This window comes from Shewanella sp. SM69 (assembly GCF_025653985.1).
Taxonomy (GTDB): Bacteria; Pseudomonadota; Gammaproteobacteria; order Enterobacterales; family Shewanellaceae; genus Shewanella; species Shewanella oncorhynchi.
Genome location: NZ_JAKKRV010000008.1, coordinates 1 through 16,375, shown reverse-complemented (window position 1 = coordinate 16,375; position 16,375 = coordinate 1). Strand labels below are relative to the sequence as shown.

Here is a 16,375-nt window from a genome sequence, read left to right as displayed (position 1 = left end):
ATGCAAATTACATGGAAAAAAGTTACCGGGGTCGGTTTATTTTTAGTATTAATCGGTTATGGCGTGAGTGTATGGTGGAGTATCGAACCGGATCCAATTAGCCCTCAACAATTAACAGCATCCAATAAGAATATTGTTGGGTACGCTACTACTACATCGCTAATCCTCACAGTCGAAAATTTACTCGATAAGCAAGGTGGTTGGCTATCAAACGATGTGATGCCACCTTCCATCTTCATGGATAACATGCCCGCATTTGAATATGGTGCTTTGGAGCAAGCCCGTGATTTAGCCTTGATTATGCGTAAAGAGTTTAGCCGCTCACAGTCACAATCTGCGGCGGACAAAGATTTAGGCGAAGCCCAATCTAAGCTCAATATTGACCACACAAGCTGGTTAGTACCGAGTGCCGAAAGCGAATATCGCGATGCAATCAAATTGCTGAAGCTTTATCGTGCCCGCATGATGGACCCAAATAATCAAGATGCACAGTTTTATGCCCGTGCTGACAACCTTAATGAATGGTTGAAAGAAGTGCAGAAACGTCTGGGCAGTATGTCGCAGCGTTTATCTGCCAGCGTTGGCCAAGAGCGCTTAAATACAGACCTAGCCGGTGATAATTCGGCGCGTCAATCAACTCCAAATTTGACCAGCCATCAGGTAAAAACCAGTTGGTGGAAAATTGATGATGTCTTCTATGAGAGCCGTGGTGCTTCATGGGCGTTGTTGAACTTTATGCGCGCAGTTGAAGTTGACTTTGCTGACGTATTGAAGAAGAAAAATGCTGAAGTAAGCCTAAGACAGATCATTCGTGAACTGGAAGCGACTCAGCAAACTGTCTGGAGCCCTGTTGTGCTTAATGGCAGCGGTTTTGGCTTAGTCGCTAATCATTCATTGGTTATGGCTAACTATGTGTCGCGTGCGAATGCCGCGGTGATTGATTTAACGAACTTGCTATCTCAAGGTTAATTATGAAAAAAACTCTCCTCGCCAGTGCGGTATTAGGATTCTGTATGGCCTCATCTGCCCAAGCGGCCACTGTGGTCGGTTTCACAATTGGTGGTGACTACTGGCGCGCCGATACTAGTGGTACTTTTGCTGATAAAGGTCAACCACAACAAACATTTGATTACAGTTCATCTGCTCAAGGCAGTTATTGGATTGCAGTTGAGCACCCATTGCCATTTGTCCCTAACATTAAAATCCGTGAAAATAGCCTAGATCAGAAAGGCAGCATGTCTGGTGCTGATTTCAACTTCAATGGGCATGATTTTAAAGGTAATGTTACTGCTTATACTGATTTGAGCAACACAGATTTCGTGCTGTACTACGAAATATTGGACAACGACATAGTGTCGTTGGATCTCGGTGCAGCATACAAGTTAATGAATGGTTCATTGCGTGTTCAAGACCCTGGCCATCCTGAAGAGAAAGATGTCGATAGCGGTATTGTGATGGGTTACGCCAGTACGCATGTAGGTATGCCTGGCTTAGGCTTGTACGGTTTTGCTGATTTGATGCAGGGCGTCAATGAGTCAAGCGTGCACGACTATGCAATTGGTTTAGGTTGGCAATTTGATGGTTTGGCCGTCGATACCCGTGTACGTGTAGGCTACCGTGAATTTTTATTCGATGTGAGTAATTTCTCGGGTGTGAGTGCTGATACTAAATTTAAAGGTTATTTTGCGGGTGTTGAAATCAACTTCTAATTTTGTTGATTTTAACTTCTAAGCATAAAAAAACCGCCAAATGGCGGTTTTTTATATTTAATGACTGAGAGTGTTGTTACTGTGCAATCAAGCCATTATTGATGGCGATAACATCATCTTCATTCAATGTACCCGCAGCTTGCTTTAGTGCAACAACTGAGTTGATGTAGCTATAGCGCGCATCGGATAATTTACGTTTTGAGTCGTACAAGTCACGGGTACGGTTCAAAACATCAACGATAGTACGAGTACCCACTTCGAAACCCGCTTGAGTGGCTTTTAGGGCACTTTCTGATGAAATAACAGATTGCTCATAAGCTTTGATTGAGCTGATAGAAGCACCTACGTTGTTGTAGTTATTACGAACGTTTTTCACTACACCACGGTAAATTTGCTCAAGCTTTTCACTTGCTTCAACATACTGGAATTGTGCTTCATTAACTTGTGAGCTGACTTTAAAACCTTCGAAAATCGGAATGCTTAAGTTGACACCAACGCTGACATTATCAAAATCAGGTTCGTTGAGATTACCCATTTTTTGCTCAAGACCTTTGTTGTAACCGGCATTTAAGCTTAAAGACGGCATGTGGCCTGCTTGATAAAGCTTAATAGTCTCTTGGGCAATATCTTTACCAATACGTTGAGTCATTAAATCAACACTATTGGTTTCAGCAATTTTTAACCATTCGCTAGATGACGTTGGCGCTGGCGTAACGGCTGAGAAACGGTTGGTATCTAGCACATTAATCGTCTTGTGATCGATGCCGGTGATTTCACGTAAGGCTTCATAACTATTGGCGAGCGTGTTTTCGGCTAAAATTTCAGTGGCTGAGGCTAAGTCATATTGCGCTTGAGCTTCATGCACATCGGTAATCGCGGTTAAACCCACTGCGAAACGTTGTTTAGTTTGTTCAAGTTGACGCTCGATTGCGCGTTTTTCTGCACCTTGGAACTCGTAGTTGTCTTTCGCCGTTAATACATCGAAATAGGCTTTAGTGATACGAGTAATCAAGTTTTGTAATGCGGAAGCATAAGCGGAATCAGCTTGAGAAGCGGCTTTCTCAGCAAGACTTAAACCAACCCAAGCACTGTGATCATAGATGACTTGATTTAATTTCAGGCTACCTACTAGACCACTTGCATCATCCTTCGGATCATTCCAAGCTTTGTCATAACCGACGTTTGCACTAATGGTTGGCAACAGCGGAGCGCGGTTTTGCTCGATTTTCTCAAACAAACCATTACGCTGGGCTTGGGCTTGCAATACGAGCGGGTCGCTGGTCAGTGCTTGCTGATAAATTTGCAACAAATCATCTGCTTGCACCGCTGAAGCGGAAGCCGCAAGTGTTAATGCTGCGCATAAATTATGGATCTTAAATTTCATTTGCTGTCCTTATTAGACAAAATCCCCCCACGGAGGAATATTTTAACTTCGTTTAGACTAAGTAATGCCTTTACCAAGGCGGTTTGCGCTTCCCGACGCTTCCCGATACAGCTAAAACTTAATGACCTAGAGTCTAAGAACTCTGACACTTTCAAGTCAAATTCGAAGTGTAACAGATTTTATTTTAAAAATGTGCTCAAATTGCCTTGATTGTAGGCGCAAATTTAACTTTTAAGGATAGAGTATGAAACCCCCTGTTTTTTCGCAAACGGATATTGAGATCTTAGGAAAAAAATCCCTTTATCAAGGGTTTTTCTCAATGGACGAATACACTTTCAAGCATAAATTATTCGCTGGTGGCTGGAGTAAGCCTGTCACTCGCGAAGTGTTTGAACGGGGTCATGCAGTGGTCGTTCTGCCCTATGATGCCAAGCAAGATAAAGTCGTACTCATCGAACAGGTACGCTTTCCTGCATTAGCAACCGCTAAATCTCCTTGGCTTCTTGAGTTAGTCGCGGGTATGATTGCGCCCGCAGAAATGCCTCTGGATGTTGCACACCGCGAATTAATGGAAGAAACAGGCTTAATGGCTAAGCAAATACACAGTGTGAATAGCTATTTAGCGAGCCCAGGTGGTAGTACAGAACGTTTCTATTTCTATTGGGCTGATGTCGATTCAAACAACGCCCGTGGATTGCATGGATTAGCTGAAGAGCACGAAGATATTCGATTGCATGTCATGAGCCGCGAGCAAGCTTATGAGCGAGTGGTTGCGGGTGAGATCGATAATGCGTCGACCGTTATTGGATTACAATGGTTACAATTGAACTATCAGCAACTGGTTTAAGTTGGGATGAATTTGGCTACTTCGAGTCTAAAACGGCGCTATAAACCCAACGTCAGTGATTTTTTAGCACTGTGCGGGCGTAATTATGGTTACATGTTGAAATGGTTACCGTTAGAGATAGCTATCGGTGAGTCATGGCGACTCGAAGGTGAGTTTGGTATATTAGTAGTGCGAATTTTAGAAAATACCAAATATACTCAGCTAGTTGAGATATCTCGTCCCATCGAAATCAAGGAGTTTATCAATACTCCCAAGGTGTTAGTGAGAATTTATCACGATGCTAAATTAGCAGAAGTGTTAACTGGCCAACAGATTTACCAATTACGCCCAGTGTATGATTATCCCAATGTACGCATGTATCAAAGTGATGAAAAGTACCAGGTGAATGCATTCCTGGAAGAGTTATTAAAGATTGGTTACCAACACAGTGTCGTGTGCCAGTCTTAGAATTGGGTATTCAATGTGCTGAAAGAGGCTGTCTCTTACTCCATAGCTGAAGGGGAAAGCGTGCGTATCGTGCAAGTCACAGATCCGCATCTTTTTGCCGATCCTGAAGCTCAGCTATTAGGAGTTAATACTAGCAAAAGTTTTGCTGCCGTATTAAATACGATTAGAGCTGTGGACTATCCTGCTCACTTGATGCTCGCCACAGGCGATTTGAGTCAAGACTATTCGGCTGAGTCCTATCAGCAATTTGTGAAAGCAGTCACTCCCGTTGGCTTACCTTGCCATTATCTTCCTGGAAATCATGACGATCCACGGATCATGTATCTGCACATGCAGGGTGAACAGATTTTTGGGCAGCAGCGTATTCTGGCGGGAAACTGGCAAATCCTCATGTTGGATTCAACCGTGCGGGGAAAGCCTGGCGGCAATATGGCCGAGACTCAGTTCGAATTAATTGATGAAGCCATTGCCGCACATCCTGAATGCCATACTTTACTGGTGATGCATCACAATCCCATCGTTGTGAATTGTACTTGGCTGGATCAGCACTGCATGGACAATGGCGCCGAGTTTATCGCGCGAGTGGCAAAGTATCCGCAGGTCAAAGGATTGCTCTGGGGACATGTGCACCAATGTATTGATACCCATCATAATGGGCCCCATGGCACGTTGCAGTTGATGGCGACACCTTCCACTTGTATTCAATTTAAGCCGTTATCGCCTTATTTTGCCTTGGATGACGTTCAACCGGGTTATCGTTTGCTGGAGTTGAAAGCCGATGGTAGCATCAATACTAAAGTGTATCGCGTACCGGGTAACCATTTTTCCCCCGACAACAACTCTAGCGGTTATTAACGCGAATAGCCGCAGCCTGAGGAAATATGCTGCTTTATATTCACGGTTTTAATAGCTCTCCATTTTCAGATAAAGCTGTGATGACGGCTAAGTACATGGCGCTGCATCACCCTAGTGTGACCTTCCATCAGCCCCAATTGCCTAATACACCTAAGGCTGCGATGGTGCTCTTAACCGCTTATGTTGAGGCGGCGATTGATGCCAAAGAGCCATTAGCTTATATAGGCTCATCTTTAGGTGGGTATTTCGCCAGCTATTTAGCCGAAACCTATGGTGGCAAAGCGGTGTTAGTTAATCCTGCGGTAAAACCCTTTGAGTTGTTCGATGAGTTTATGGGGCCGCAATTCAATCCTTACACTGAACAGCATTATCTTGTCTTACCTGAGCATAAGTCTGAAGTCGCTGAATTTAATACGGCTGTGATCCGCAATCCGGATCGTTTTTTGGTATTATTGCAGACAGGTGATGATGTGCTGGATTATCGCGAAGCGGTCAATAAGTATCATCACTGTCAATTGCGAGTTGAAGCGGGTGGTGATCACAGCTTTGTTGGTTATGAGTCGCATCTGCAAACTGTAAGCCAATTTTTACACTTACCTTGACAAACTGACATGCCGAGCCGCAACATGGCCGGATATAACAACCTATAGCGTGCCCTATGACAAATCAATACACCTCTGACGCCATTGAAGTTCTCAACGGACTCGATCCTGTTAAACGCCGTCCAGGTATGTATACCGACACCTCCAGACCGAACCATTTGGGCCAAGAGGTCATAGATAACAGTGTCGATGAGGCATTGGCAGGTCACGCGACAAAAATTGAAGTTGTTCTACATACAGATAACTCCCTTGAAGTCACTGATGATGGCCGTGGTATGCCAGTGGATATCCACCCAGAAGAAGGTATTCCTGGGGTTGAGTTAATTCTGACCAAATTGCATGCCGGCGGTAAATTTTCGAATAAAAACTACCAGTTCTCCGGTGGTTTACACGGTGTTGGTATCTCGGTGGTTAACGCTTTGTCGCGCCGTGTCGAAGTCACGGTTCGCCGTGATGGCCAAGTGTATGACATCGCTTTTGAAAATGGCTTTAAAGTTGAAGATTTACGCCCAACAGGGACCTGTGGCCGTCGTAATACGGGGACTCGAGTGCATTTTTGGCCCGATGCGAGCTATTTTGATTCGGCTAACTTCTCAAATTCAAAACTGATTTATCTGCTTCGTGCTAAAGCGGTACTGTGTCCAGGTTTACGGATTAAATTCACCAATAAACAGACAAACGAAGTCCATGAATGGTTCTATGAAAGCGGCCTAACTGATTATTTAAAGGCGGCTATCGGTGACAATTTAAGATTGCCAGAAGAGCCGTTTGTGGGTTGCTTTAAAGGCCAACTAGAAGCCGCAGATTGGGCCATTACTTGGTTGCCTGAAGGCGGCGAATCTATTGGCGAGAGTTATGTTAACTTAATTCCGACTCCGCTCGGTGGTACCCATGTGAATGGTTTCCGCCAAGGTTTATTGGAATCTATGCGGGAATTCTGTGAGTTCAGAAATTTAATTCCCCGTGGTATTAAACTTTCACCCGAAGATATCTGGGATCGCGCCGCGTTTATATTGTCGGTGAAGATGCAAGAACCGCAATTCGCTGGTCAAACAAAAGAAAAGCTTTCTAGTCGCCAATGTGCTGCTTTTGTGTCTGGCGTTGTGCGTGACGCATTCTCACTCTGGTTGAACTCAAATACCGAGTTAGCTGAATCCTTAGCCGAAATGTGCATTAATAATGCCCAGAGTCGTTTAAAGGCCGCCAAAAAAGTGGCCCGCAAAAAGGTGACTTCGGGACCTGCACTGCCGGGTAAGCTGACAGACTGTAGTGGCCAAGATCCGATGCGCGGAGAGTTATTCCTCGTGGAAGGGGATTCTGCGGGTGGCAGTGCTAAACAGGCCCGCGATCGTGAGTTTCAAGCCATCATGCCGCTGCGTGGAAAAATCTTGAATACCTGGGAAGTCGATGCTTCGCAGGTATTAGCTTCACAGGAAGTTCATGATATTTCGGTCGCGATTGGTTGCGATCCCGATAGCAGCGATATCTCTGAATTACGTTATGGCAAGATTTGTATCCTTGCGGATGCCGACTCAGACGGACTGCACATTGCTACCTTGTTATGCGCGCTATTTTTGAAGCATTACCGTATCTTAGTTGAGCAGGGTCATGTGTATATTGCTATGCCGCCGTTGTTCCGTATTGATATCGGCAAAGAGGTGTATTACGCCTTAGATGAGGCAGAAAGAGCGGGTATTTTAGACCGTATTGCCGCTGAGAATAAAAAGGGTAAGGTACAAGTCACCCGCTTTAAGGGCTTGGGTGAGATGAATCCTTTACAACTTCGTGAAACAACGATGGATCCAAACACCCGTCGTTTAGTACAGTTGACGATAGATGACATCGAAGAAACGGATGCTTTGATGGATATGTTGCTCGCTAAGAAGCGTTCGCCGGACCGTAAAAATTGGCTTGAAGATAAGGGTGACATGGCTTTACTTTAATGTTGTGCACTATTGCCGATAACAATAAAACATAGGCATAAAGAAAATTACAATGTTGTATATTAAAACTAATAATTATAATTGCTTAAAGGTGTTTTCTGCCGGTTTTACGCTCTTAGCGAGTGTGACGTTATTGCTCTGCAATAGCGCCTTTGCGGGTTCCCAATCGATCATGATTACCGTCGCTAAGGGGTTTGGTTTATCGCTTTATGCCTCGGATATTGGCGATGCTAAGCAGATGGCGATGGGGGCTAATGGCACTTTATTTGTCGGTTCCAATAAGAGCGGCACTATCCATGCTCTCGTTGATAGTAATCAAGATGGTCGTGTCGATAAGCGCTATGTGATAGCCAAAGGGCTTGAATCACCCGATGCGATTGCATTCCACAATGGTGACTTGTTTGTCGCCACTGAAAATCAAATAGTGCGCTTTGTTGATATTGAGCAAAGATTGCGCCGCCCGAGTCGACCCAAAGAGATTTACAGTGACTTGCCTTACTCAGAGAAGAAAAGTTCTCGGGCAATTAATTTTGGCCCAGATGGCCGTTTATATGTGTCTATTGGTGCGCCCTGTAACGTCTGTGAAGCGCCAGTGCCTTACAGTAGTATCATAGCGATCAATGTTGATACAGGCGCGAGTGAGCAGATTGCGGCTGGTGTGCGAGATGCAAGTGGATTTGATTGGTCGCCAATAGACAAAAAATTATGGTTTGCCGATCAAGGCCGTGATTGGATGGGGGACAACTTGCCACCCGATGAGATTAACCGCATCGATGTCATAGGGAGTCATTATGGCTTCCCTTATTTACATGCCAGTAGTGTTGTCGAACCCGCCTATGAAAAACCGAAAAATTTAAAAATCACTCTGCCAATGTATGAGTTGCCAGCCCATGTTGCACCCACGGGACTTGCATTTTATCGCGGCAGTCAATTTCCCGATATTTACCATAATCAGTTGTTTGTCGCCGAAAATGGCTCGTGGAATCGTTCGAGTAAAGTTGGCTATCAAGTGGTGATGTTGAAGATTGAAGATCAAAAAGTGGTGAGTCGTGAAACGGTTGTTAGTTTCCTTGACGGTGAATTTCCCGTTGCTCGACCCTTTGCGCTGTTATCGGCATCCGATGGTGCTATGTACATCTCCGATGATTTAAAAGGTAACGTGTATCGCTTGTTTTATAAGGGCGATAGTACTGAAGAAACACAGGAACTAGAAGAAAATGAGTGACGCTATCAAGTTAAGTCTCGATGGGGTAGAGCAAATGCCATTGCGGCGCTTTACCGAAGAGGCTTATCTGAACTATTCCATGTACGTCATTATGGACCGAGCCCTGCCACACATTGGTGATGGACTTAAACCGGTACAGCGTCGAATTATCTATGCGATGAGTGAGTTAGGTTTATCGGCTCAATCTAAGCATAAAAAGTCGGCCCGTACGGTTGGTGACGTATTAGGTAAATACCATCCTCACGGCGATAGTGCCTGTTATGAGGCTATGGTATTGATGGCGCAGCCATTTTCATATCGCTACCCGTTAGTCGATGGCCAAGGTAACTGGGGTGCCCCCGATGATCCTAAGTCATTTGCGGCTATGCGTTATACCGAAGCACGTCTCTCTAAATTCTCTGAAGTGTTACTCAGTGAACTGGGACAAGGTACGGTCGAGTGGGGGGCTAACTTCGATGGCACTTTGAAGGAACCTAAAGTACTGCCTGCACGTTTACCGCATATTTTACTCAATGGTATTACTGGTATTGCCGTAGGTATGGCGACGGATATTCCGCCGCATAACGTGAGAGAATTAGTCTCCGCCTGCGTAGCATTGCTCGATGATCCTAAGCTTGAACTCGAGCAATTGATGGCCTTTGTACCTGGCCCTGATTATCCAACTGAAGCCGAAATTATTACCCCGTCTGCCGATATTGCAAAAATTTATGAGTCGGGGCGTGGGTCATTAAGAGCACGTGCGGTTTACACAGTTGATGGCGGTGAAATCATCATAACGGCGCTGCCACATCAAGCCAGTAGCGGTAAAATTTTAGAGCAAATCGCCGGTCAAATGCAGGCGAAGAAATTGCCTATGGTGGCCGATTTACGCGATGAGTCGGATCATGAAAACCCAGTGCGTCTTGTGGTAGTACCGCGCTCCAATCGCGTTGATTGCGATCAACTGATGGCGCATTTGTTTGCGACCACGGATTTAGAAAAGAGCTTTAGAGTTAACTTAAACGTGCTGGGTCTCGATGGACGTCCGCGAGTTAAAGGGTTGAAAACCTTATTAACTGAGTGGTTAGAGTTCCGCGTTGATACGGTTAAACGTCGTTTAGAATATCGTTTAGACAAGGTGGTCTCGCGGTTACATATACTCGAAGCCCTAATGATCGCTTTCCTCAACATTGATGAAGTGATCGAGATTATTCGTTTTCACGATGATCCTAAAGCCGAGTTGATGGCCCGTTTTTCACTCAGTGATAAACAAGCCGAATCGATCCTCGAGTTAAAGTTACGGCATTTAGCTAAGTTAGAAGAATTTAAGATCACGGCCGAACAAAATGAGCTTGAAGCCGAACGCGAAAAACTGGAGCAGTTATTGGGCTCAGAGCGTCGCTTGAAGACGTTGATCAAGAAAGAATTAATTCAAGATGCCGAAACCTATGGCGATAATCGTCGCTCGCCAATCGTATTGCGTAATGAGTCCAAAGCATTAACTGAACAAGAGTTAACGCCGACAGAAGCCGTGACTGTTGTCTTATCTGAAAAAGGTTGGGTGCGTTGTGCTAAGGGCCACGATATCGATCCTTTGTCGCTCTCCTATAAGTCTGGCGACCAATATCTATGTAGCGCGATGGGACGTAGCAATCAGGCCGCAGTGTTTATTGATTCGTCTGGGCGGGCTTTTGCGACGGATAGCCATACTCTGCCATCGGCCCGTAGCCAAGGTGAGCCTATTACGACTCGCTTCAATATGGCACCTGGCGAAACCATGCAGCATGTGTTGATGGGTGAAGAAGACCAATGTTATTTGTTAGCAACTGATGCGGGTTACGGTTTTATTTGTTCATACAACGATATGGTGTCGCGCAATAAAGCGGGTAAAGCCTTGCTGAGTCTACCAACAAACGCTAAATCATTAACGCCTAAGTTGATCGACCGCACTAAAGAAATGTCACTGCTAGCGATCACAAACGAAGGGCGGATGTTACTGTTTTCGCTAGAAGCGTTACCGCAATTATCCAAGGGTAAAGGTAATAAAATTATTGGCATACCAACCGAAAGAGCCAAGAATCGCGATGAACTTATGACACATTTACAATTAGTGCCGAGTGATACGCCGGTTACCTTGTGGGCAGGTAAGCGCAAACTCACACTGAAGCCAAGCGATCTTGAGCATTATAGAGGTGAACGTGGTCGTCGTGGTGCAAAATTGCCTAGAGGATTACAACGTGTCGATAGCGTTGAATTAGGTGACGGTGGTGATGCTTTAGCAAGCATCTAATGCTTTGTAATGGTTTCAATGCTGTAAAGAATTAAATGGGTTAACTAAAACCACCTCAGTTTGGCTTAGGTGGTTTTTTATTTTTGGCGCTTTTGGATTAGATTTGAGGCATAAAAAAACCTACTGTATTACTACAGTAGGTTTCTATTATCTCTTAGGTAAGAGATTAGAAGTCGTAACGTACGCCTACAGAGAATACGTTGTCATCTTGTAGATCTGTTTTAGCATTAGCAACAGTAAAATCACCACGGTACATAGCGTATTGACCATAGATCATAGTTGATTTCGCTAAGCGATAATCAGCACCAATGTTGAAGTTTTGGAAATTGATGTCATCAGCACCTTTTACGCCGCCCAGTTTAGTGTAAGCGCCACCTAAACCAGCTTCATCAATGCCGTATTCAGCCTTCAGGTTTACACCGTTCAGATCATAAGAAACGTTAACAAAGTAAGTGTTACCTTCGATGTCATTGTTCACAACATCTTCAGAGTTTTGGAATAAACCACCAACTTTGAATTGACCGAATTTTGCTTGGCCAACTAAACGGTATGCATCAACACCAGCAATGCCTTTGTTATAGGCTACTGCAGCATAGTAATTCTGTTCTTTAAACTTGCTGTCACCTAGAGTTGCGCTTAATGCATATAGGCTTTCAGAAGTCTTAGCTGTAGTGTCGTTATCATCAAATTGATAGTTAGCGTTTAATGTCACTAAGCCTGCAATTTTTGGTGAATAGTACCAAGCACCATCGGCAGTACGAGTTTGGGCACTGACTAAACGGTCGATATCGGCGTTAGTGTTACCGAAAATATCCACAGCACCTTCGGCTTGTTTGAATACTGAGTCATTACGACCCACTAACACAGTACCAGCGTTAGTTTTTAAACCTAAGAAAGTGTTACGTGCTTTGAAAACATCACCTGCACCAGAAGTGTTTTCAACTTGGAATTCCATTTGGTAGATAACGTCAAAGCCATCAGCGATTTTTTCTGAACCTTTAACACCTAATAGAGAGAAGTTGTTTTCTAAATAAGTACCTGCGTTATTCTCATCGGCATAGTTTGCTTCTAAGCCGTTAGTACCTGATTGTAGAGTGGCACCTGTGTCAGTATGGGTTAGAGCAAGCTCTAAACGACCATAGAAGCTTGGGCCTTCGGCTAGCGCACCGAATGAAGCCAATGCTAAAACTGATGCAACTGATGCAGAGATGAATGTCTTTTTCATGTTTTGTGCTCCCTCGAACCTAAGTTCTTATCCATTTTTCATGGTTTTTGTGTGGTTTAACGCATTTGCTACCTGAGTCGGTAACAAAGTTGCCGCCGATTTTTACAGTTTTACGACTCGCAGGCTGTGGCGCAGATCATGTTTTTGGCTCTCCTTGCCTATATTCGGGCCATTTCTGGGATCTTTCCTTATATCTTGACTGCAAATTTACCTGAAAGGGGTAAAACTCTATTTTTCACTTACTACTTAAGTGGTAGGTAAGGCGGATTGCCTTAGATAGTGCGTCGGCGAGGGTAACTGTAGCATATACTAATGCTGTAGCAAGTCTGTCATATTGGTTATAGATTTGTGTTTGGGGGCGATATCTAAGCAGAAAAAGCGGCCGAAGCCGCTTTTTTATCAATAAATAACCTTGGGGTTAGTTGATTAATCTATTTAAAAATCAACGCGTAAACCAACAGTAAAGATGTTGTCATTCAGGTCTTGCTTTACATCGGCCAACATAAGATCGCCATCGAAGCGTGTGTAGTGACCATAGACCATAGTCTTAGTGCTCAGGCGGTAATCAGCTCCCACACTGAACTGTTGCAGGTCAACATCACGGACCTGTTCTAGGCCACTGTTGTTTTGGTCACCAACATAACGGCTCACGTATTTACCTAAACCTGAGTCATCTTTGCCGTACATCATCTTTAGTTTTAAGTCGCCAATTAAGTAGGCTGCGTTCACAAAATAGGTATCGCCTGAGAGATTGGCAAACTTATTATCTACATGCTCACTGTGTTGATATAAGGCACCTAAGATTACGTCACCGAATTTAGCTTGGGCCACACCACGGTAGGCTTCAACGTTATCAATACCCTCACTATAGGCGGCAGCGACATAGTAGTTTTGTGCTTTAAAGGCTTTATCCCCTAAGGTGGCGCTCAGAGCATACATTTGATCTTTGCTATACACGTCGTTGCCATTCTTATCCACTTGGTCATAGTTATCACTCATCAGATAAGTGGCATTAAGCGTCACGAGATCGGCAATTTTAGGTGAATAGTAAGAAATGCCATCGGCGGAGCGTGTTTGGCCTGCAACCAGTAAGTCGATATCAGCATTGGTATTACCGAAAAGATCGAAGCTACCTTCAGCTGCTTTAAATACGGTATCGTTACGACCCACTAAAGCCGTACCTGCGGCACTTCTGATACCTAGGAATGTATTACGGGCATTGAAGGTTTTATTTGAGTTGTCAAAGTTTTCGACACCAAATTCCATTTGATAAATGATGTCAAAGTAAGGGCTTACAGCTTCAGAACCTTTTACGCCTAACCAAGAGAAGTTGTTTTCAAGAACAGTGCCCTCCTTTTGGTTTTGAGTTGCATAACCTGTGTCTGAATTGGTAATGGCAAGATCAGCATGGCCATAGAATTCAGGGCCATCGGCGAGTGCTGTGAATGAATAGAGTGTGAGGCTAGAAATAATAGCCGTCGTCAGTAGATTCTTTTTCATCTTCATTTTCCTGTGCTTATCGCTGTTATATGCATTGATAACTTCAGTATCTATGCATGCTGTTGAGCTTTTATGTGGCAAAGTCTGCACAGACTTGAAATGATAAAGTGTGATCTTGATCATGTTTCATATAAAGGGTGGCTTATTCAACATATTGTTTTACAAGTGAAATACATGTTTTTATTAAGTCGATTACCAAATGACTCGGTTGTAAATGATGGGCCTTTGCTTTTATTACACTCATTTAGTATTCGTATCCCTTTGCATCTAGTGTTTGGTGGCTGAGGATCTGATTTCGGTTTATGTCGATATCGTTTAGAATCCACGGCACATTTCTGGTGTTGCTATTAAGCTGCCCCTGTTGGCATCCATTCGATGCTAGGGCAAGCGCTCCTGCTGTTATTGGGTAATATAAGGTAAGTATTTATGACTGAGGCCTATCTAAATCGATTTGGCGGAATTGGCCGTTTGTATGGACAAAAGGCTCTGGCTAAATTTGCCACATCCCACGTGGTGGTGATTGGTATTGGTGGCGTCGGTACTTGGGCGGCAGAGGCCTTAGCGCGAAGCGGCATCGGACAGATAAGCTTGATGGATTTAGACGATATCTGTGTCACTAACACTAACCGTCAAATTCACGCGCTCAGTTCCACTATCGGCAGATCTAAAGTCGCTGTGATGGCGCAGCGGATCCGTGAAATTAATCCTGATTGCCAAGTGAATGAAATTGAAGATTTTATTACATTGGATAATCTAGGCGAGTATTTGCTTGGAGCTAAAGAGGGCGGCAATATTGATTATGTTATTGATTGTATTGATGCCGTTAAGCAGAAGGCTGCGTTAATTGCTTGGTGTAAACGTCAAAAAATCAAGATAGTGACAGTGGGCGGTGCGGGCGGACAGACAGATCCGACGCAAATTCAGTTAACTGATCTCGCTAAAACCTACCAAGATCCTTTGCTAGCCAAAGTGCGTAATATTTTGCGCCGCGAGTATAACTTCTCTAAAAACGTGCAACGCCGGTTTGCTATCGATGCTGTTTTTTCCAGTGAGCAGTTAGTGTATCCCCAAGCCGATGGCTCAGTGTGCGGTACTAAAGCGGCGGCTGATGGCAGCATGAGGATGGATTGTGCTTCTGGCTTTGGGGCTGTGACTATGGTCACTGGGACATTTGGTTTTGTGGCGGCAAGTCGCGTGTTAGCGCGATTGGCACAGCAGGCTCAAGAGGCGGTTTAAACTCTTAACCTAGATTCAGTCAAGATATCACCGCTTTCAAGGGCGGTGATACCCCTTCAATATTATGTAATTTCATTAGGTTATACCTAGATATAAAAATCTTGTTGATTATTGACTGGTTCACATTGAGTGTATGGAAATTTAATATCAAATTGTGGGCCGCCTAGTTTTGAGTCTGCGCGATAACTCATAGTGCCTTTCAACAGTGTTGCGGCATTAAAGGCCGCTGATAATCCTAAGCCAGTACCACCTTTATTACGATTTGTAGTAAAGAAGGGTTCGAACATGTGCTCAGCAACATCGGCTGGAATGGCTAAGCCATTATTTTGAATGCTGATTTGAATTGATTCTTCATCCAAAGTCGCATTAATGTGGATAAGATTGTCTTCATGTCCTTGGAATGCATGGGTAAAGGCGTTCGAGAGAATATTACTAACAATTTGATTTAACAAACTGATATTGGTTTTGATATTGAGTGTAGGCTCCACGTTGATCTCCGTTGAGGCGTTAACATTGGGATGCATAATTAATGTCGACTCTAGGATTTCATGTAGCTGCTGGTTTAGATTACAGCATTGGTGTTCTTCGTGACTGCGATCGATGGCGATCGTTTTAAATTTTTGAATTAAACTACTGGCTTTAGTGATATTACGGACAATGAGTTCACAGCTTTCTTGGTACTCATTAAGTATTTCATTTATCTCATCTAGTGTGGCTTGATCGCTGTGGATCAGGTCGATTAGTTCTTCAATATGGCTGAGCTGCGCACTCGCCGCCGTCAAACAAATGCCAATTGGGGTGTTTATCTCATGTGCAACCCCTGACACGAGTCCACCCAAGGCCGCCATTTTTTCTTGCTCAACTAAAACCTGTTGTGCTCGTTTTAGCCGACATTCCGCAGCTAATTTAGGAATAAACTACCTCATAGAATCTACCGAGTAATTTGAGTAGTTGTGTTTGGTGATCTTGAAGTCCAGTGATGAACCTTTGGCCGTTAATCTCTAGCGTATCTATGCCTTCGAATTGCAAGAAGACCCAACGTGCCGTCGGTCTGGAGGTCGTCTTGTTCTTTACCATACTTGGGAAGAACGCTTCGGTTTGTGCGAGTTGTTCTCTGATTTTGTGTTCTAAAC

At 44.1% G+C, this 16,375-nt stretch carries 13 protein-coding genes and 2 pseudogenes; 10 read left to right on the top strand and 5 right to left on the bottom strand.

Going from position 1 to position 16,375, the window contains the following annotated elements; genetic code table 11:
* Positions 1 to 969: a DUF2333 family protein gene (locus L5M37_RS12235; RefSeq protein ID WP_105251468.1), complete on the top strand. Its 969-nt coding sequence runs from the start codon at positions 1 to 3 to the stop codon at positions 967 to 969.
* A 2-nt stretch (positions 970 to 971) separates the two neighbouring features.
* Positions 972 to 1,709, top strand: coding sequence for a TIGR04219 family outer membrane beta-barrel protein (locus tag L5M37_RS12230; protein ID WP_028761742.1), 738 nt, complete (start codon positions 972 to 974; stop codon positions 1,707 to 1,709).
* A gap of 76 nt (positions 1,710 to 1,785) precedes the next feature.
* Here L5M37_RS12230 and tolC read toward each other — a convergent pair whose 3' ends face one another.
* Positions 1,786 to 3,093 carry an outer membrane channel protein TolC gene (gene tolC, locus L5M37_RS12225; RefSeq protein ID WP_105251469.1) on the bottom strand — a complete coding sequence of 436 codons (1,308 nt, stop codon included), beginning with the start codon at positions 3,091 to 3,093 and terminating at the stop codon, positions 1,786 to 1,788.
* A gap of 244 nt (positions 3,094 to 3,337) precedes the next feature.
* Here tolC and nudF point away from each other — a divergent pair, with 244 nt between their 5' ends.
* Genes nudF through parC form a run of 7 tightly spaced genes read left to right on the top strand, consistent with a single transcriptional unit; the run spans position 3,338 to position 11,281 of the window.
* On the top strand, positions 3,338 to 3,940 hold the full coding sequence (gene nudF, locus L5M37_RS12220; protein ID WP_263200607.1) for an ADP-ribose diphosphatase: 603 nt from the start codon (positions 3,338 to 3,340) through the stop codon (positions 3,938 to 3,940).
* A gap of 6 nt (positions 3,941 to 3,946) precedes the next feature.
* On the top strand, positions 3,947 to 4,387 hold the full coding sequence (locus L5M37_RS12215; protein ID WP_105251470.1) for a DUF1249 domain-containing protein: 441 nt from the start codon (positions 3,947 to 3,949) through the stop codon (positions 4,385 to 4,387).
* A 15-nt stretch (positions 4,388 to 4,402) separates the two neighbouring features.
* Entirely contained in the window at positions 4,403 to 5,242 is an 840-nt protein-coding gene (gene cpdA, locus L5M37_RS12210) for a 3',5'-cyclic-AMP phosphodiesterase (RefSeq protein ID WP_263200605.1), read from the top strand.
* Between the two features lie 26 nt (positions 5,243 to 5,268).
* On the top strand, positions 5,269 to 5,844 hold the full coding sequence (locus L5M37_RS12205) for a YqiA/YcfP family alpha/beta fold hydrolase (RefSeq protein WP_263200603.1): 576 nt from the start codon (positions 5,269 to 5,271) through the stop codon (positions 5,842 to 5,844).
* Between the two features lie 56 nt (positions 5,845 to 5,900).
* Positions 5,901 to 7,787, top strand: a complete 1,887-nt coding sequence (gene parE, locus L5M37_RS12200) for a DNA topoisomerase IV subunit B (protein ID WP_105251473.1) — start codon at positions 5,901 to 5,903, stop codon at positions 7,785 to 7,787.
* 52 nt (positions 7,788 to 7,839) lie between these two features.
* Positions 7,840 to 9,012, top strand: coding sequence for a PQQ-dependent sugar dehydrogenase (locus tag L5M37_RS12195; protein ID WP_105251474.1), 1,173 nt, complete (start codon positions 7,840 to 7,842; stop codon positions 9,010 to 9,012).
* Positions 9,005 to 11,281 carry a DNA topoisomerase IV subunit A gene (parC, locus tag L5M37_RS12190; protein WP_198573784.1) on the top strand — a complete coding sequence of 759 codons (2,277 nt, stop codon included), beginning with the start codon at positions 9,005 to 9,007 and terminating at the stop codon, positions 11,279 to 11,281. Before L5M37_RS12195 ends, parC begins: the two co-directional genes overlap by 8 nt.
* A 166-nt stretch (positions 11,282 to 11,447) precedes the next feature.
* On the opposite strand, the gene L5M37_RS12185 is transcribed toward parC, so the two are convergent.
* Positions 11,448 to 12,506 (bottom strand): porin, encoded by a 1,059-nt coding sequence (locus L5M37_RS12185; protein WP_105251476.1) that lies wholly within the window; start codon positions 12,504 to 12,506, stop codon positions 11,448 to 11,450.
* Between the two features lie 435 nt (positions 12,507 to 12,941).
* Positions 12,942 to 14,006, bottom strand: a complete 1,065-nt coding sequence (locus tag L5M37_RS12180; RefSeq protein WP_263200601.1) for a porin — start codon at positions 14,004 to 14,006, stop codon at positions 12,942 to 12,944.
* A gap of 426 nt (positions 14,007 to 14,432) precedes the next feature.
* Here L5M37_RS12180 and tcdA point away from each other — a divergent pair, with 426 nt between their 5' ends.
* The gene (gene tcdA, locus L5M37_RS12175) at positions 14,433 to 15,242 is read left to right on the top strand and encodes a tRNA cyclic N6-threonylcarbamoyladenosine(37) synthase TcdA (protein ID WP_263200599.1); all 810 of its coding nucleotides are present in this window, start codon (positions 14,433 to 14,435) and stop codon (positions 15,240 to 15,242) included.
* An 86-nt stretch (positions 15,243 to 15,328) separates the two neighbouring features.
* On the opposite strand, the pseudogene L5M37_RS12170 reads toward tcdA, so the two are convergent.
* Together L5M37_RS12170 and L5M37_RS12165 are read right to left on the bottom strand one after the other, a co-directional pair.
* Positions 15,329 to 16,129: pseudogene (locus tag L5M37_RS12170) on the bottom strand (sensor histidine kinase); the annotation flags it as partial.
* 19 nt (positions 16,130 to 16,148) lie between these two features.
* A pseudogene (locus L5M37_RS12165) lies at positions 16,149 to 16,375 on the bottom strand (IS1634 family transposase); the annotation flags it as partial.

Excerpts from the sequence above, each read along its gene's own strand:
- L5M37_RS12235 (WP_105251468.1), top strand. The coding sequence starts at position 1 with ATGCAAATTACATGGAAAAAAGTTACCGGGGTCGGTTTATTTTTAGTA.
- L5M37_RS12230 (WP_028761742.1), top strand. The coding sequence starts at position 972 with ATGAAAAAAACTCTCCTCGCCAGTGCGGTATTAGGATTCTGTATGGCC.
- tolC (WP_105251469.1), bottom strand. The coding sequence starts at position 3,093 with ATGAAATTTAAGATCCATAATTTATGCGCAGCATTAACACTTGCGGCT.
- nudF (WP_263200607.1), top strand. The coding sequence starts at position 3,338 with ATGAAACCCCCTGTTTTTTCGCAAACGGATATTGAGATCTTAGGAAAA.
- L5M37_RS12215 (WP_105251470.1), top strand. The coding sequence starts at position 3,947 with ATGAATTTGGCTACTTCGAGTCTAAAACGGCGCTATAAACCCAACGTC.
- L5M37_RS12205 (WP_263200603.1), top strand. The coding sequence starts at position 5,269 with ATGCTGCTTTATATTCACGGTTTTAATAGCTCTCCATTTTCAGATAAA.
- parE (WP_105251473.1), top strand. The coding sequence starts at position 5,901 with ATGACAAATCAATACACCTCTGACGCCATTGAAGTTCTCAACGGACTC.
- L5M37_RS12195 (WP_105251474.1), top strand. The coding sequence starts at position 7,840 with ATGTTGTATATTAAAACTAATAATTATAATTGCTTAAAGGTGTTTTCT.
- parC (WP_198573784.1), top strand. The coding sequence starts at position 9,005 with ATGAGTGACGCTATCAAGTTAAGTCTCGATGGGGTAGAGCAAATGCCA.
- L5M37_RS12185 (WP_105251476.1), bottom strand. The coding sequence starts at position 12,506 with ATGAAAAAGACATTCATCTCTGCATCAGTTGCATCAGTTTTAGCATTG.
- L5M37_RS12180 (WP_263200601.1), bottom strand. The coding sequence starts at position 14,006 with ATGAAAAAGAATCTACTGACGACGGCTATTATTTCTAGCCTCACACTC.
- tcdA (WP_263200599.1), top strand. The coding sequence starts at position 14,433 with ATGACTGAGGCCTATCTAAATCGATTTGGCGGAATTGGCCGTTTGTAT.